This window comes from Agromyces sp. NPDC127015 (assembly GCF_042725165.1).
GTDB classification, from domain to species: Bacteria; Actinomycetota; Actinomycetes; order Actinomycetales; family Microbacteriaceae; genus Agromyces; species Agromyces chromiiresistens.
Genome location: NZ_JBHXDI010000001.1, coordinates 610885 through 626387, shown reverse-complemented (window position 1 = coordinate 626387; position 15503 = coordinate 610885). Strand labels below are relative to the sequence as shown.

The window sequence follows — 15503 nt, the reverse complement described above, 5'->3', positions numbered from 1 at the left end:
ACCCACGTTCCCGATCGCTTGCCGCGACATGCCCCACGCGCTCCCCCTTCGTCGTGCGGGGCCGATCGGCCCCGGTCGGTTCGGCCCTGCGGCCGGTGATCTCAGGCCGCCCGTTCGGAGGCGATCTCGAGCAACTCCCGCGCGTGCGCGAGCCCGCTCTCGGAATCGGCGAGCCCCGAGAGCAACCGCGCCATCTCGGCTTCGCGCTCGGCGCCCTGCAGCTGTCGCACGCTCGACGCGGTGACCGCGCCGTCGGTGCCCTTGACGACGCTCAGGTGGTTCGTCGCGAACGCGGCGACCTGGGCGAGGTGGGTGACGACGATGACCTGCGAGCGTTCGGCGAGGCGGGCGAGGCGACGCCCGATCTCGATGGCCGCGGCGCCGCCGACACCCGCGTCGACCTCGTCGAAGACGAACGTGGGCACGGGGTCGGTGCCGGCGATCACGACCTCGATCGCGAGCATGACCCGCGAGAGCTCGCCGCCGGACGCGCCGCGCGAGACCGAGCGGGGCTCGGCACCGGGATGCGGCCGCAGCAGGATGGCGACGTGGTCGCGCCCGTGCGTCGTCGGCTCGGCGCTCGGCTCCACGCTGACGCTCAGCACCGCGTCGGGCATGGCCAGGGCCGCGAGTTCGTGCGTCACGGCCTCGGCGAGCCGCGCGGCCGCCTCGGTGCGCTGCTCGGTGATGCGGGTGGCGAGTCGATCGACCTCGGCCGCGAGCTCGGCGACGGCGATGTCGAGCTCGGCGATGCGTTCGTCGTCGCCGTCGAGCTCGACGAGTCGCAGCCCGCCGTCGCGCCGGAACGCGAGCACGCCGTCGAGATCGCCGTGGCGGCGGATGAGGCCGGCGAGCACCGCCCGGCGCTCCTGCACGAGCTCGAGCTCGCGGGCGCCATCGGTGTCGAGCCCGGTGAGGTAGCCGGCGAGCTCGGTGCCCGCGTCGGCCAGGAGGAAGCCGGCGTTCGCAAGCGACTCCGCGATCGGTGCGAGCGCCGCGTCGTGCTCGGCGACCCGCTCGAGGTGCCGTCGTGCGGCCTCGATGAGCGTCACCGCGTCTGGAGCGTCGTCGACGACCTCGTCGCCCGAGACGAGCGCCTTCGCCTGGGCGGCGGCGAGGCGGAGCTCTTCGAGGTTCGAGAGCCGTTCGGCACGCTCGTGGAGTTCGGCGTCCTCACCGGGCTGCGGATCGACGGCCTCGACCTCGTCGAGGTCGGCTCGCAGCGCCTCGGCCTCCCGCGCGCGGGCGTCGTGCTCGTCGCGCAGGCGCGCGAGTTCGGCGGCGTCGGCCCTCCAGCGGTCGAACACGTCGCGGTACGCCTCGAGCGATTCGGCGAGCGGCGCGCCGGCGAAGCGGTCGAGTGCGTCGCGCTGGGCCGAGGCCGAGCGCAGCCGCTGCTGGTCGGCCTGCCCGTGCACCACCACGAGCTCGTCACCGAGTTCGGAGAGCACCCCGACCGGAGCGCTCCGACCGCCGACGACGGCGCGGCTGCGCCCCTCGGACGAGACCGAACGTCCGAGCAGCAGCTCGCCGGCCTCGACCTCGCCGCCGGTCTCGGCGACGCGGTCGGCGATTGCTCCCTCTTGGGGCACGATCCATCGCCCCTCGACCCAGGCCTGCTTCGCGCCGGACCGCACGGCTCCGGCGTCGGAGCGAGCGCCGAGCAGCAGCCCGAGCGCGGTCACGACCATCGTCTTGCCTGCGCCCGTCTCACCCGTGACCGCCGTGAACCCGGCCCCGAGCGGCAGCGTCGCCTCGGCGATGACGCCGAGGTCGCGGATGCCGAGCTCCTCGATCAACTCGCGCCCTCCCTCATCGGATCCCGGCCTCTCGTGCTCATTCGCGGCCCGCCGGCCCGCGCCACCCCGTCACCGGCAACTGGAACTTGTTCACGAGCCGGTCGGTGAACGGCGCCTCATGGAGCCGTGCCAGCCGCACCGGGGTGTCGGAGCGGCGCACGATCACCCTGGCCCCGGGCGGCAGGTCGAATGTGCGCCGCCCGTCGCACCAGATGACGGCCGCGGTCTCGGTGCGCTGCAGGATCTCGACCGCGAGGGACGACTCGGGACCGACCACGAGCGGGCGGGCGAACAGCGCGTGCGCGCTGAGCGGCACGAGCAGCAGGGCCTCGAGACTCGGCCACACGACCGGCCCACCCGCCGAGAACGAATAGGCGGTCGAACCCGTCGGCGTCGACATGACGACGCCGTCGCAGCCGAACGACGAGAGCGGCCGGCGATCGACCTCGATCACGACCTCGAGCATGCGCTCGCGCTCGGCCTTCTCGACGGTCGCCTCATTGAGCGCCCAGCTCTCGTACACGACCTCGGAGCCGACCTTCGCCCGCACGGACAGGGTCATGCGCTCCTCCACGACGTAGTCGCGCGCGAGCGCCCGGGAGACGGTGTAGCCGAGGTCGTCGCGCTCGCTCTCGGCGAGGAACCCGACGTGACCGAGGTTGACGCCGAGCAGCGGCACGGGGTGGTCGCGGATGAGCTCGGCTGCGCGAAGGATCGTACCGTCGCCGCCGAGCACGATCACGAGCTCGATGCTTGCGGGATCGGTGTCTTCGAAGCGCACGACGCCGCCGTCGAGCTCGGGCACGAAGGCGTGCACGTCCTCCCAGTGCTCGGCGGCGATCACCGGCACGGCGCCCGCGGCGAGCAGCTGCGTGCAGACCGCCCCCGTCGCCTCGAGCGCGGACTGCCGGCCCGTGTGCGAGACCACGAGGAAGTGGCGTGCGTCGTTCACCCGTGCTCTCCTCTCGTCAGCGCGTCGACCCGACCCGACCATTCTGTCGGATTCGCACCGCCCGTCGCCTGAAGGTGGACGAGGAACTCGCGGTTTCCGTGCGAGCCGGCGATTGGGGAGGACAGGACGCCGACGGTGCCGAGATCGAGGTCGTGCGCGGCCCACAGCACGTTCATGACCGCCTCCGAGCGCAGTGCCGGATCGTGGACGATCCCCTCACGTACTCCCCCGCGGCCGACCTCGAACTGCGGCTTCACGAGGAGCACGAGGTCGGCGTCGGCCGTCGCGGTCGCGCGCAGTGCGGGCAGCACGGTCGTCAACGAGATGAACGAGAGGTCGGCGGTCACGAGGGCGGGACGCGCGTCGACGCCCGTCGTCGCCGCGAGCGAATCGGGCGTGAGCCCGCGAACGTTGCAGCCCTCGACGAGCACCAGACCGGGCGCGCCGTGCAGCTCCGGCGCGAGCTGGCCGTGGCCGACGTCGACGGCGAGCACGGTGCGCGCACCGCGTTCGAGCAGCACCTGGGTGAAGCCGCCGGTCGACGCGCCAGCGTCGAGCGCGATGCGGCCCGCCGGGTCGACGGCGAAGCCGTCGAGCGCGGCGACCAGCTTGTGCGCGGCACGGCTGACGTAGTGGTCGGATGCCTCGACCGAGAGCTGCGCGTCCGGTCCGACCTTGAACGACGCCTTCACGACGGGGCGACCGTCGACCGACACCCGCCCTTCGGCGATGAGTGCGGCCGCCTGCGTGCGCGAACGCACGAGACCGCGCGCCGCGAGGGCGGCATCGAGACGCTCGTGGCTCATGACGACCGAGGTGCGCCCGACGGGTCGGACTGCTCGAGTTCCTCGCGGAGGCGCGCGGCCAGCGCCTCGTAACCCGGCGCGCGCTCCTCGATCGGGAGCCCCTCGATGTCGGCCAGGGCGGCCCTGGTGCCCTCGGCCACCTCGTCGGAGGAGTCGCTCGGGTCGTGCTCGTGGTCGATGCTCACCCGACCACGCTACCTCGCGCGCACGACACGCGGTCGATCACGCGTAGAGGCGCGCCGGGACGTCGAGCACGTGGATGCCGATGCCCGACTCCCAGATCGTCGCGCACGCCGCGCGCAGGAGGTCGAGGCCGCCGTCGCCCTCGGCGACGATCTCGACGCGGTTGCCGGCGAGGCGCACGCGAGCCGCGCCGACCCGCACCACGTCGCCCCGCAAGCGCTCGACCGTCGGATAGGGCTCGTGAAGTCCCCGCAGGTCGGAGAGGATGAAGTCGGGTCGGCTGGCCGCATCGGCGGCGAGCAGCTGCTTCGCCCGGTCGATGCCCGTGAGCACGATCGCACTCGCCATCCCGGCCCGGTTCGCCCCGAGGATGTCGGTGTCGAGTCGGTCGCCGACCACCAGCGGGTTCGCGGCGTCGAACCGCCGGCGCGCCTCGTCGAAGATCGGCGTCTCGGGCTTGCCGGCGACGAGGGGCAGTCGTCCGACCGCCGTGTGCACGGCCGAGACGAGGGTGCCGTTGCCGGGGGCGATGCCGCGGGCGACGGGTATGGTCCAGTCCATGTTCGTCGCGATCCACGGGATGCCTCCGCGCGAGGCATCCGCGCCGTCGATGCCCGGGTCGTCGGCATGCAGGGCGAACGCGGCCTCGGCGAGGTCCTTCCAGCCGATCTCGGGGGTGAACCCCTGCACGAGGGCATCGGGGCCGTCGTCGGCCGACCGCGTCACCCGATAGCCGCGCTTGCGCAACTCGACCTCGATGCCCTCGCCGCCGACGACGAACACGAGTGCGCCCGGCGCGACGTGGCCCTCGAGGAGTCGCATGGCCGCCTGGGGCGACGTGACGACATCGTTCGGCGCCGCTTCGAGGCCGAGGTCGGTGAGGTGGCCCGCGACGGAGGCGTCGCTGCGCGACGCGTTGTTCGTGATGTACCCGACCGCTCGCGAACGCTTCGCGAGGTTGAGGCTCTCGACCGCATGCGGAATCGCGCCGGCGCCCGCGTAGACGACGCCGTCGAGATCGGCGAACACCGCGTCGACGCCGTCGAGCGGTGTCGTGGGTTCAGTCCTCGCTCGGAACAGCGCCATCGGCGGAGTCCTCGGTCGCGTCTTCGCCGTCGAGAGCGTCGCCTTCGGCGAGCACCGCTCGGACGTCGTCCTCGAGCACGTCTCCGGGGTCGCCCGACGCCGTGTCCTCCGACGACGCGACGAGCTCATCGATCGCGGCGTCGCCGTCCACGACGTGCTCCTCGTTCCCGATCTCGACGTCGGCCTCGAACGCCTGGTCATCGATTTCGGCGTCGGCGGGCTCGTCGGACTCGAGCTCGAAGATCTCGATGAGCTCGGCCTCGGCCGGACCCGCCAACGCGGCTTCGGCCCGCGCGGCGAGCACACGCCATCGGGAGGCGTCGCCGTCGCGTCCGAGCTCTTCGAGCACCTCGGCGTAGGCGGAGAAGAGCGCGGGGCTGTACGAGAAGGCGCGATCGGGGTCGAGTTGCGGGATCTCGAGCTCCGCGAGCGCGAGCTCCGGCTGGCCGAGGTCGAGCCGCGCACCGGACATCGCGATCGCCAAGCCGACCTGCACGGCCACCGGCAGTTCGTTGCGGTCCACCGCGCGACCGACCTCGAGGGCGCGATCGGGACGACCGACGCCGCGCTCGCTGTCGACCATCAACGGAAGCTGGTCGTTGTTGCCGGAGATGCGACGGTAGGTGCGCAACTCGCGAAGTGCGAGCGAGAAGTCGCCCGTCGCATATGCCGTGATCGCAAGGGTCTCGCGCACCACCGCGATGCGCCCCGCCCGGCGGGCAGCCGACATCGCGTGCTGGTGCGCGAGCTCGGGGTCGTCATCGAGGTACTCGGATGCCGCGACGAGATGCCGTGCGACCCAGTCCGCGTTCTCCTTGCTCAGGGTCTTGAGCTCGGCGCGGGCCACCTTGTCGAGCTGGCGGGCTTCGATCTCCGCAGGCAGGAACGGATCGTCGTGCCGCGGACGCACCGGAAGGTCGGCCGCGCCGTGCCGCTCGTGCGACGCCTCGGTCGGTGCCCCACGGCGATCGCCGTCGTGCCGGCCGCCGGCGTGGCCGGAACCGGGCGTGCCGTACGGGCGCTTCTGGTCGCGGTCGCCATAGGGCTTCCGGTCATCCCGGCCGCCGTACGGGCGCTTCTGGTCGCGATCGCCGTAGGACCGCCTCTGGTCGCGGTCACCGTAGGGCTTGCGGTCATCACGACCGCCGTACGGGCGCTTCGCATCGCGATCGCCGTACGGCTTGCGGTCGCCGCTGCCGCCGTGCGAACGGGTCGCGTCGCGGTCGCCGTACGAACGCTTCTGATCCCGGTCGGCATACGGCTTGCGGTCATCCCGGGCACCGTACGGGCGCTTCGCGTCGCGATCGCCGTAGGACCGCCTCTGGTCGCGGTCGCCGTAGGGCTTGCGGTCGCCGCTGCTGCCGTGCGAACGGGTCGCGTCGCGGTCGCCGTACGAACGCTTCTGGTCGCGGTCGCCGTACGGCTTGCGATCATCATGACCACCGTACGGACGCTTCTGGTCGCGGTCGCCATAGGGCTTCCGTTCATCGCGACCACCGTACGGGCGCTTCGCGTCCCGGTCACCGTACGGCTTGCGATCACCGCTGCCGCCGTGCGAGCGCGTCGCATCCCGATCGCCGTACGAACGCTTCTTGTCCCGGTCACCGTACGGCTTCCGATCACCGCTGCTGCCATACGGGCGCTTCGCGTCCCGGTCGCCATACGGCTTGCGGCCGGCAGTCGAACCGGATCCTCGCTGACCCGACGAGCCGCCGCTCCGCTGGGGTCGCTCCTGGCCGTCTCGGTCCTTGTTCGAATCGCTCACGATGTTCCTGTCGAATGGGAGTCTCGTCGACTCAACCGTACTGCCGGGCCGCGCCCGATCCGCTGTTAACGAATAATGGCCACCCACCTGTGCTCGCTATTGAGCACAGGGGGTGGCCATTCAAAGAATGTCCGGCGGTGTCCTACTCTCCCACAGGGTCCCCCCTGCAGTACCATCGGCGCTGCGAGTCTTAGCTTCCGGGTTCGGAATGTGTCCGGGCGTTTCCCTCGCGCTATGGCCGCCGAAACTCTAGGACCAAACCGTGTTCACCCTTGGTGGGTGGGTTTGGTGGTCTCGGTGTGCACACCCCTTGGTGTGGGGTGTGTTTGTTCTGTGTTGAGTTTGTGTTTCCGTCTGTTGGGAACCACAGAGTGGACGCGAGTCATCAGGGCCACGCACACGGCCTTTACTTGAATGAGTTCAAATCGTGTGGGTGTAGTGATAATCAAGTTATCGGCTTATTAGTACCGGTCAGCTCCGACAGTCGTTAGTCCTGTCTTCCACATCCGGCCTATCAACCCAGTCGTCTGGCTGGGAGCCTCTCCCCCCGAAGGGGATGGAAATCTCATCTTGAGGCCGGCTTCCCGCTTAGATGCTTTCAGCGGTTATCCATTCCGAACGTAGCTAACCAGCGGTGCTCCTGGCGGAACAACTGGCACACCAGAGGTTCGTCCAACCCGGTCCTCTCGTACTAGGGTCAGATCCTCTCAAATTTCCTGCGCGCGCAGAGGATAGGGACCGAACTGTCTCACGACGTTCTAAACCCAGCTCGCGTACCGCTTTAATGGGCGAACAGCCCAACCCTTGGGACCTACTCCAGCCCCAGGATGCGACGAGCCGACATCGAGGTGCCAAACCATGCCGTCGATATGGACTCTTGGGCAAGATCAGCCTGTTATCCCCGAGGTACCTTTTATCCGTTGAGCGACAGCGCTTCCACAAGCCACTGCCGGATCACTAGTCCCGACTTTCGTCCCTGCTCGACCTGTCAGTCTCACAGTCAAGCTCCCTTGTGCACTTACACTCGCCACCTGATTGCCAACCAGGTTGAGGGAACCTTTGGGCGCCTCCGTTACTTTTTGGGAGGCAACCGCCCCAGTTAAACTACCCACCAGGCACTGTCCCTGAACCGGATCACGGTTCGAAGTTAGATATCCAGAGTGACCAGAGTGGTATTTCAACAACGACTCCACCGACACTAGCGTGCCAGCTTCACAGTCTCCCACCTATCCTACACAAGCCACACCGAACACCAATACCAAGCTGTAGTAAAGGTCACGGGGTCTTTCCGTCCTTCTGCGCGTAACGAGCATCTTTACTCGTACTGCAATTTCGCCGAGTTCGCGGTTGAGACAGCTGGGAAGTCGTTACGCCATTCGTGCAGGTCGGAACTTACCCGACAAGGAATTTCGCTACCTTAGGATGGTTATAGTTACCACCGCCGTTTACTGGGGCTTAAATTCTCAGCTTCGCCTTGCGGCTAACCGGTCCTCTTAACCTTCCAGCACCGGGCAGGCGTCAGTCCGTATACATCGTCTTGCGACTTGGCACGGACCTGTGTTTTTAGTAAACAGTCGCTTCCCACTGGTCTCTGCGGCCACTCCCCGCTTCCTGGAGCAAGTCCATTCACGGTTCGGGCCCCCCTTCTCCCGAAGTTACGGGGGCATTTTGCCGAGTTCCTTAACCACGATTCTCTCGATCTCCTCGGTATTCTCTACCTGACCACCTGAGTCGGTTTGGGGTACGGGCGGCTAGAACCTCGCGTCGATGCTTTTCTCGGCAGCATAGGATCACCCACTTTTCATCCGCATCACGTCTCAGCCTTGATGAACCGCGGATTTGCCTACGGTTCGGCCTACACGCTTGCCCCGGGTCAACCATCGCCCGGGCTGGGCTACCTTCCTGCGTCACACCTGTTAATACGCTCACTCCACCAGATGGGGTCGCATGCCGCCTCGCGATCGTCCCCGAAGGGATCCACGCGGATTGGGATGCTTAGCACTCCTGATTTCATGTGGGCGGTTCTTCGCCGGTACGGGAATATCAACCCGTTGTCCATCGACTACGCCTGTCGGCCTCGCCTTAGGTCCCGACTTACCCAGGGCAGATTAGCTTGACCCTGGAACCCTTGGTCTTCCGGAGGACGGGTTTCTCACCCGTCTTTCGCTACTCATGCCTGCATTCTCACTCGTGTACCGTCCACGGCTGGTTTCCACCGCCGCTTCACCCGGCACACGACGCTCTCCTACCCATCAACACGGCTGGACCACGAAGGCCTACCACAAATGTCAATGCCACAACTTCGGTGGCGTGCTTGAGCCCCGTTACATTGTCGGCGCGGAATCACTTGACCAGTGAGCTATTACGCACTCTTTCAAGGGTGGCTGCTTCTAAGCCAACCTCCTGGTTGTCTGTGCAACTCCACATCCTTTCCCACTTAGCACGCGCTTAGGGACCTTAGTTGGTGGTCTGGGTTGTTTCCCTCTCGACGATGAAGCTTATCCCCCACCGTCTCACTGCTGCGCTCTCACTTACCGGCATTCGGAGTTTGGCTGACGTCAGTAACCTGTTGAGGCCCATCGGCCATCCAGTAGCTCTACCTCCGGCAAGAAACACGCAACGCTGCACCTAAATGCATTTCGGAGAGAACCAGCTATCACGAAGTTTGATTGGCCTTTCACCCCTATCCACAGCTCATCCCCTCCATTTTCAACTGAAGTGGGTTCGGTCCTCCACGACGTCTTACCGTCGCTTCAACCTGGCCATGGATAGATCACTTCGCTTCGGGTCTAGGACCTGCGACTGAATCGCCCTATTCAGACTCGCTTTCGCTACGGCTGCCCCACACGGGTTAACCTCGCCACAGATCACTAACTCGCAGGCTCATTCTTCAAAAGGCACGCTGTCACCCCAACAAGGAGGCTCCAACGGTTTGTAAGCAAACGGTTTCAGGTACTATTTCACTCCCCTCCCGGGGTACTTTTCACCTTTCCCTCACGGTACTTGTCCGCTATCGGTCATCTGGGAGTATTTAGGCTTATCAGGTGGTCCTGACAGATTCACACGGGATTTCTCGGGCCCCGTGCTACTTGGGATACCTCTCCGGGCCGTGCACGATTTCGACTACGGGACTCACACCCACTCCGGTCCGGCTTTCAATCCGGTTCGTCTATCGCACACGCGTCACCGTGACTGCACGGCAGTACAGTCCGAAAGGTCCCACAACCCCGACCATGCAACCCCTGCCGGGTATCACACATGACCGGTTTAGCCTCTTCCGCTTTCGCTCGCCACTACTCACGGAATCACGGTTGTTTTCTCTTCCTGTGGGTACTGAGATGTTTCACTTCCCCACGTTCCCTCTACCCGCCCTATATATTCAGGCGGGAGTCACCAGGTCACCCAAAGGGCCTGGCGGGGTTTCCCCATTCGGAAATCCTCGGATCACAGCTCGTTTATCAGCTCCCCGAGGCTTATCGCAGATTACGACGTCCTTCTTCGGCTCCAGATGCCAAGGCATCCACCGTTTGCTCTTAGAAACTTGAAATCACATGAGTTATAAGAAGCCACCAGCCCGAAAGCCGGCGGCGACCAATGATTAGTCACACACACCCCCGAAAGGGCATGTGATCGAAATCTTGTGATCGACCCCGAAGGGTCAATCTAAGATGCTCGCGTCCACTATGTAGTTCTCAACAGACGGCCAGAACCCCCACACCCACCAGCAACCGCCGGCATCGATGAAGGCCTGAAGGGAAACCATCCCCAACCACACCCCGAAAGGTGATGGCCATGTCCGGTCCCTCAGGACCCAACAGCGTGCACGCACCCAACCCGCAAACCCCAGTCGTTCCAACCCCACCGAAGCGAGGCGTACTGAACCAGAACCATTGGCCTGGATACCTATGTCAATGTTCCACCCATGAGCAACCAGCAAGACACACTCGGCCTTGATCTGATATGCACTGCAGAAACCCGAAAGCTTCTGAGTTGCTCCTTAGAAAGGAGGTGATCCAGCCGCACCTTCCGGTACGGCTACCTTGTTACGACTTAGTCCTAATCACCGATCCCACCTTCGACGGCTCCCTCCACAAGGGTTAGGCCACCGGCTTCGGGTGTTACCGACTTTCATGACTTGACGGGCGGTGTGTACAAGGCCCGGGAACGTATTCACCGCAGCGTTGCTGATCTGCGATTACTAGCGACTCCGACTTCATGAGGTCGAGTTGCAGACCTCAATCCGAACTGAGACCGGCTTTTTGGGATTCGCTCCGCCTTACGACATCGCAGCCCTTTGTACCGGCCATTGTAGCATGCGTGAAGCCCAAGACATAAGGGGCATGATGATTTGACGTCATCCCCACCTTCCTCCGAGTTGACCCCGGCAGTCTCACATGAGTTCCCACCATAACGTGCTGGCAACATGCGACGAGGGTTGCGCTCGTTGCGGGACTTAACCCAACATCTCACGACACGAGCTGACGACAACCATGCACCACCTGTATACGAGTGTCCAAAGAGTTCACCATTTCTGGCGCGTTCTCGTATATGTCAAGCCTTGGTAAGGTTCTTCGCGTTGCATCGAATTAATCCGCATGCTCCGCCGCTTGTGCGGGCCCCCGTCAATTCCTTTGAGTTTTAGCCTTGCGGCCGTACTCCCCAGGCGGGGCGCTTAATGCGTTAGCTACGACACGGAAACCGTGGAAAGGTCCCCACATCTAGCGCCCAACGTTTACGGCGTGGACTACCAGGGTATCTAATCCTGTTCGCTCCCCACGCTTTCGCTCCTCAGCGTCAGTAAGTGCCCAGAGACCTGCCTTCGCCATCGGTGTTCCTCCTGATATCTGCGCATTCCACCGCTACACCAGGAATTCCAGTCTCCCCTACACCACTCAAGTCTGCCCGTACCCACTGCAGGCCCGAGGTTGAGCCTCGGGATTTCACAGCAGACGCGACAAACCGCCTACGAGCTCTTTACGCCCAATAATTCCGGACAACGCTCGGACCCTACGTATTACCGCGGCTGCTGGCACGTAGTTAGCCGGTCCTTTTTCTGCAAGTACCGTCAAGACCCAAAGGGCCCCTTCTTCCTTACTAAAAGCGGTTTACAACCCGAAGGCCGTCATCCCGCACGCGGCGTTGCTGCATCAGGCTTGCGCCCATTGTGCAATATTCCCCACTGCTGCCTCCCGTAGGAGTCTGGGCCGTGTCTCAGTCCCAGTGTGGCCGGTCACCCTCTCAGGCCGGCTACCCGTCGACGCCTTGGTGAGCCATTACCTCACCAACAAGCTGATAGGCCGCGAGTCCATCCCAAACCGAAAAACTTTCCACCCCACACCATGCGGTGCAAGGTCCTATCCGGTATTAGACGTCGTTTCCAACGCTTATCCCAGAGTCCAGGGCAGGTTACTCACGTGTTACTCACCCGTTCGCCACTAATCCCCAAGTGCAAGCACCTGGTTCATCGTTCGACTTGCATGTGTTAAGCACGCCGCCAGCGTTCGTCCTGAGCCAGGATCAAACTCTCCAAAAAAAATGGTTCCCAACACCCAAAGGCATCGAGGAGTTCAAATCACTGACAGAGAAACAACTGACTTCAAAAAATCAAATTGTCCATCAATCAAAGGAATCCCACCGATCCAAAGACCGGCTGGGGTTCAATAAATTGGCATTGAACATAGTGCACGCTGTTGAGTTCTCAAGGAACGGACGCACCCGAGTTTCAGTCTCTCGACCTGCCCTCAGGGCAACCTGTCAACCATACCACCTCTTCGCCGGCCTCCGATACACGATCGGATCACATGCGTTCGAGTCACCAACCCGGAGGCCGTGACATCAATTGAGGTGAGGTTTCATCTTAGGCTTGAAATCACCGAGTCGCAATACTGCGCCTTCGAGGTTATTTGGCTAAGATCATCGTCTTCGCGGCCGGTCTGCTTCTCGCTTTCCGCTCCGCCGTGGCGACAAGAAAGAATCTACGCGGCAGGGTCCCGATGCGACAAATCGGCCGTGCATCCCGGGCGTGTCGCGCCCGTCCGGGATGGCCGGGCCGGCGGCATCCGGGCGCGACATCCACCCGTCATCGCGCCTCGGGCGACGCCCGGCTCCGCGGCGGTCGCCGTGCCCGCAGCCGGCTGCGTGCCGGAGACGCGTCGACGGCGCCCCTCCTGGTCGGAGGGGCGCCGTCGGGTGGTCGCAGCGGTGTCTAGCCGACGCCCTCGAGCGCGTCCGTCTCGGTGTTGCCGATGTTGGCGATGACCTCGGGCCGACGCTTGGCGAGGTGCAGGTACCAGGCGATCGCTGCGATCATCGTGATGAGGAACAGGTACGGGATCACGTTGAGCGGCCACGCCGGCACGGGCCACACGTTCGCGAAGAACACGTACGCCATCGCACCGACCGAGACGACGGCGCAGAACCACACGAGGCCGTTGCGCATCTTCTCGCGGCGCGTGTACGCGACGCAGGCGATCGCGACGAGCGCGTACGCCACCATGTACCCGTAGGTGCCGTAGGTGTCGACCCAGACGACGATGTCCATCGGGTTCACGCCGATCGCGAGCAGCACGAGATCGAGCGCGATCGCCGCGGGGCCCGCGATGAGCAGCACGCGGTGCGGGGTCAGGTGCGTGTCGTGGGTGCGGCCGAATCGCTCGGCGACGACCCCCTCCTTGCCCATGACGTAGATGATGCGCCCGACGACGTTCAGCGGGGCCACGACGACGGCGAAGAACGACGCGCCGACGCCGAAGGTGAGGATCGGGGCGAACCACGTCGGCATGCCGATCTGCGTCGCGATGGCCTCGAGCGGGCTCGCCACCGTGGCGAGGTCCTCGCCGAGGATCGCGATCTGCGTGTACGCGGAGAACACGTAGAGGATGCCGACCGTGACCGCGCTCCACATGATCGCCCGGGGGATGGCGGTGTACGGGTTCTTCGCCTCGCGGCCGAGCGCATCGGCCGACGAGAACCCGACGAAGCCGAGGATGCCGAGCACCATGCCCGCGGCGACGCCCTGGAAGGGCACCCCGTCGAGCGAGAACTGCGCCGGGTCCCACGCCGCCGGCCCGGCCCAGGCGAGCGCGAGGATGAGCAGTATCAGGATGATCGTGACCGAGACGAGCTCGAGCACGAGCGAGACCCGCGCGGACAGCCGGATGCCGCGGATCGTGAAGAGCGTGGCGAGTCCGCCGAGCACGACGGCGAGCGCCATCGACCAGCCGAGGCCCTCTGCGGGAATGCCGATGAGCACGAGGAACTGGTTCATGTACGAGACCGCGCCGCCGAGCGAACCCGCGGCGATGCCCCAGCAACCGACGAGCAGCGCGATACCGGCGAGGTAGGCGCCGAACGGGCCGAGGCCCTTCGCGACGTAGGTGTACAGCGACCCGGCCGAGGCGTGGCGCTTCGCGAAGACGGCGACGCAGTAGCCGACCGCGAGGATCACCAGGGTGGCGAGCACGAACGAGAGCATCGTGCCGTTGCCGGCGCCGATGTAGATGCCGGCAGCGGTGAACGCGATGACCGCGCTCGGTGCGATGTTGGCGATGGCCTGGGCGGCGAGCTCGGGCCCGCTCATGACGCCGCGGCGGAGGCCGGCGTCGACGGGGGCCGACGCGGGGGCGCCGGTCTGGGTGGGGGCTGACATGGGCAACTCTCCAATGAGTCGGGGCGGTGGGTGGGGGTGCGTCGAAACGGGTGGGACGTCGGGTGCTACGGGATGAGCAGCGTGCGCAGCGCCTCGCCGGATTCGAGCTCGTCGAACGCCTCGGCGGCCTCGGCGAGCGGGCGGCGCGCCGAGATGAGCGGGTCGAGCTTCAGCTGGCCGTCCATGTATCGGTCGACGAGCGCGGGGATGTCGATCGAGGGGCGCACCGAACCGTAGTTCGAGCCGAGGATGCGCTGGTCGGCCTCGGCGAGCACGAGCGGTTCGAACGAGGCCTTCGCACCGGTCGGCGGGAGGCCCACGATGACCGCCGCTCCGCCGAGACCGAGCATGCGGATGGCCTGCTCGGTGGTCACGGTCCGGCCGATGGCGTCGAAGGCGTAGTCGACCCCGTCGGGGACGAGCTCGAAGAGCTGCTCGACCGCGTCGGCCTGCGAGGCATCGATGCGGTCGGTGGCGCCGAACTGCAGGGCGAGCTGCGTCTTCTCGGGCAGCACGTCGATCGCGATGATGCGCTCGGCGCCCGCGAGCTTCGCGCCCTGCACGACATTGAGGCCGACGCCGCCGCAGCCGATGACGGCGACGGTCGCCCCGGGCTCGACGGCGGCGGTGTTGAGCACGGCACCGACGCCGGTGGCGACGGCGCAGCCGACGACGGCGATGACGTCGAGCGGGGCGTCGTCGCGCACCTTCACGGCACCGGATGCCGGCACGACGACCTCCTCGGCGAACGACGAGACCCCGAGGTAGTGGTGCACCGGCTGGCCGGCCTGCTCGAGGCGCGACGTGCCGTCGAAGAGCACGCCCTTGGGTGCGACGACCGTCGCCACCTTCTGGCAGCGGGCCTCGTGGCCCGAACGGCAGTACCGGCACTCGCCGCAGGGCGGCACCCAGCTGAGCACGACGTGGTCGCCGACGGCGAGCGAGGTGACGCCCTCGCCCAGCTCGACGACCACGCCCGAGCCCTCGTGCCCCATGACGAGCGGTGCCGGGGCGTCCCACTCCCCTCGCTTCACGTGCAGGTCGGAGTGGCAGACCCCGGCCGCGGCGATCTTCACGCGGACCTCGCCGGCCTTCGGGGCGGCGAGGTCGACCTCGGCGACCTCGATCGGCGTCTCCGGCTGACGGAAGACGATGGCTTTCATGATGCTCCTTCGGATCGCTCGTCCGGGCGGGATCTCGTGCCCGGGCATGGCGATGGTAGGCAGGCCGCCCCACTCACGTCATTGCGAAGAAGTGTGAGTCG

General features: G+C 65.8%; 8 protein-coding genes and 3 rRNA genes. All 11 read right to left on the bottom strand.

Annotated elements, in window-relative coordinates; translation table 11 throughout:
* Positions 1 to 101: 101 nt before the first annotated feature.
* The 11 genes from recN to ACFWGP_RS02820 all read right to left on the bottom strand — a co-directional run bounded on the left by recN (position 102) and on the right by ACFWGP_RS02820 (position 15402).
* A complete protein-coding gene (recN, locus tag ACFWGP_RS02870) occupies positions 102 to 1799 on the bottom strand; it encodes a DNA repair protein RecN (protein WP_275507112.1) in 1698 nt (565 codons plus the stop codon).
* Positions 1800 to 1836: 37 nt separating this feature from the next.
* The gene (locus tag ACFWGP_RS02865; RefSeq protein ID WP_376930086.1) at positions 1837 to 2793 is read right to left on the bottom strand and encodes an NAD kinase; all 957 of its coding nucleotides are present in this window, start codon (positions 2791 to 2793) and stop codon (positions 1837 to 1839) included.
* Complete coding sequence (locus tag ACFWGP_RS02860; RefSeq protein WP_376930085.1) at positions 2748 to 3557, bottom strand: TlyA family RNA methyltransferase; 810 nt, start codon at positions 3555 to 3557, stop codon at positions 2748 to 2750. Before ACFWGP_RS02860 ends, ACFWGP_RS02865 begins: the two co-directional genes overlap by 46 nt.
* Positions 3554 to 3742: a hypothetical protein gene (locus ACFWGP_RS02855; RefSeq protein WP_275507115.1), complete on the bottom strand. Its 189-nt coding sequence runs from the start codon at positions 3740 to 3742 to the stop codon at positions 3554 to 3556. The genes ACFWGP_RS02860 and ACFWGP_RS02855 overlap by 4 nt, the downstream gene beginning before the upstream one ends.
* 37 nt (positions 3743 to 3779) lie before the next feature.
* Positions 3780 to 4826: an HAD-IIA family hydrolase gene (locus ACFWGP_RS02850; RefSeq protein ID WP_275507116.1), complete on the bottom strand. Its 1047-nt coding sequence runs from the start codon at positions 4824 to 4826 to the stop codon at positions 3780 to 3782.
* Positions 4801 to 6591 (bottom strand): primosomal protein, encoded by a 1791-nt coding sequence (locus ACFWGP_RS02845; RefSeq protein WP_376930084.1) that lies wholly within the window; start codon positions 6589 to 6591, stop codon positions 4801 to 4803. The genes ACFWGP_RS02850 and ACFWGP_RS02845 overlap by 26 nt, the downstream gene beginning before the upstream one ends.
* Positions 6592 to 6720: 129 nt before the next feature.
* Positions 6721 to 6837 (bottom strand): 5S ribosomal RNA (gene rrf / locus ACFWGP_RS02840).
* Between the two features lie 195 nt (positions 6838 to 7032).
* Positions 7033 to 10138: ribosomal RNA gene (locus tag ACFWGP_RS02835) — 23S ribosomal RNA — on the bottom strand.
* 454 nt (positions 10139 to 10592) lie between these two features.
* A 16S ribosomal RNA gene (locus tag ACFWGP_RS02830) occupies positions 10593 to 12124 on the bottom strand.
* The 16S, 23S and 5S rRNA genes sit together here, the layout of an rRNA operon.
* A 672-nt stretch (positions 12125 to 12796) precedes the next feature.
* Positions 12797 to 14170 (bottom strand): APC family permease, encoded by a 1374-nt coding sequence (locus ACFWGP_RS02825; RefSeq protein WP_308191672.1) that lies wholly within the window; start codon positions 14168 to 14170, stop codon positions 12797 to 12799.
* A gap of 134 nt (positions 14171 to 14304) precedes the next feature.
* Complete coding sequence (locus ACFWGP_RS02820) at positions 14305 to 15402, bottom strand: alcohol dehydrogenase catalytic domain-containing protein (RefSeq protein ID WP_231429502.1); 1098 nt, start codon at positions 15400 to 15402, stop codon at positions 14305 to 14307.
* Between the last annotated feature and the right edge of the window lie 101 nt (positions 15403 to 15503).

Coding starts and splice junctions, on each gene's coding strand:
- ACFWGP_RS02820 (WP_231429502.1), bottom strand. CDS start 15,402: ATGAAAGCCATCGTCTTCCGTCAGCCGGAGACGCCGATCGAGGTCGCC.
- ACFWGP_RS02860 (WP_376930085.1), bottom strand. CDS start 3,557: ATGAGCCACGAGCGTCTCGATGCCGCCCTCGCGGCGCGCGGTCTCGTG.
- ACFWGP_RS02865 (WP_376930086.1), bottom strand. CDS start 2,793: ATGGTCGGGTCGGGTCGACGCGCTGACGAGAGGAGAGCACGGGTGAAC.
- ACFWGP_RS02850 (WP_275507116.1), bottom strand. CDS start 4,826: ATGGCGCTGTTCCGAGCGAGGACTGAACCCACGACACCGCTCGACGGC.
- ACFWGP_RS02825 (WP_308191672.1), bottom strand. CDS start 14,170: ATGAGCGGGCCCGAGCTCGCCGCCCAGGCCATCGCCAACATCGCACCG.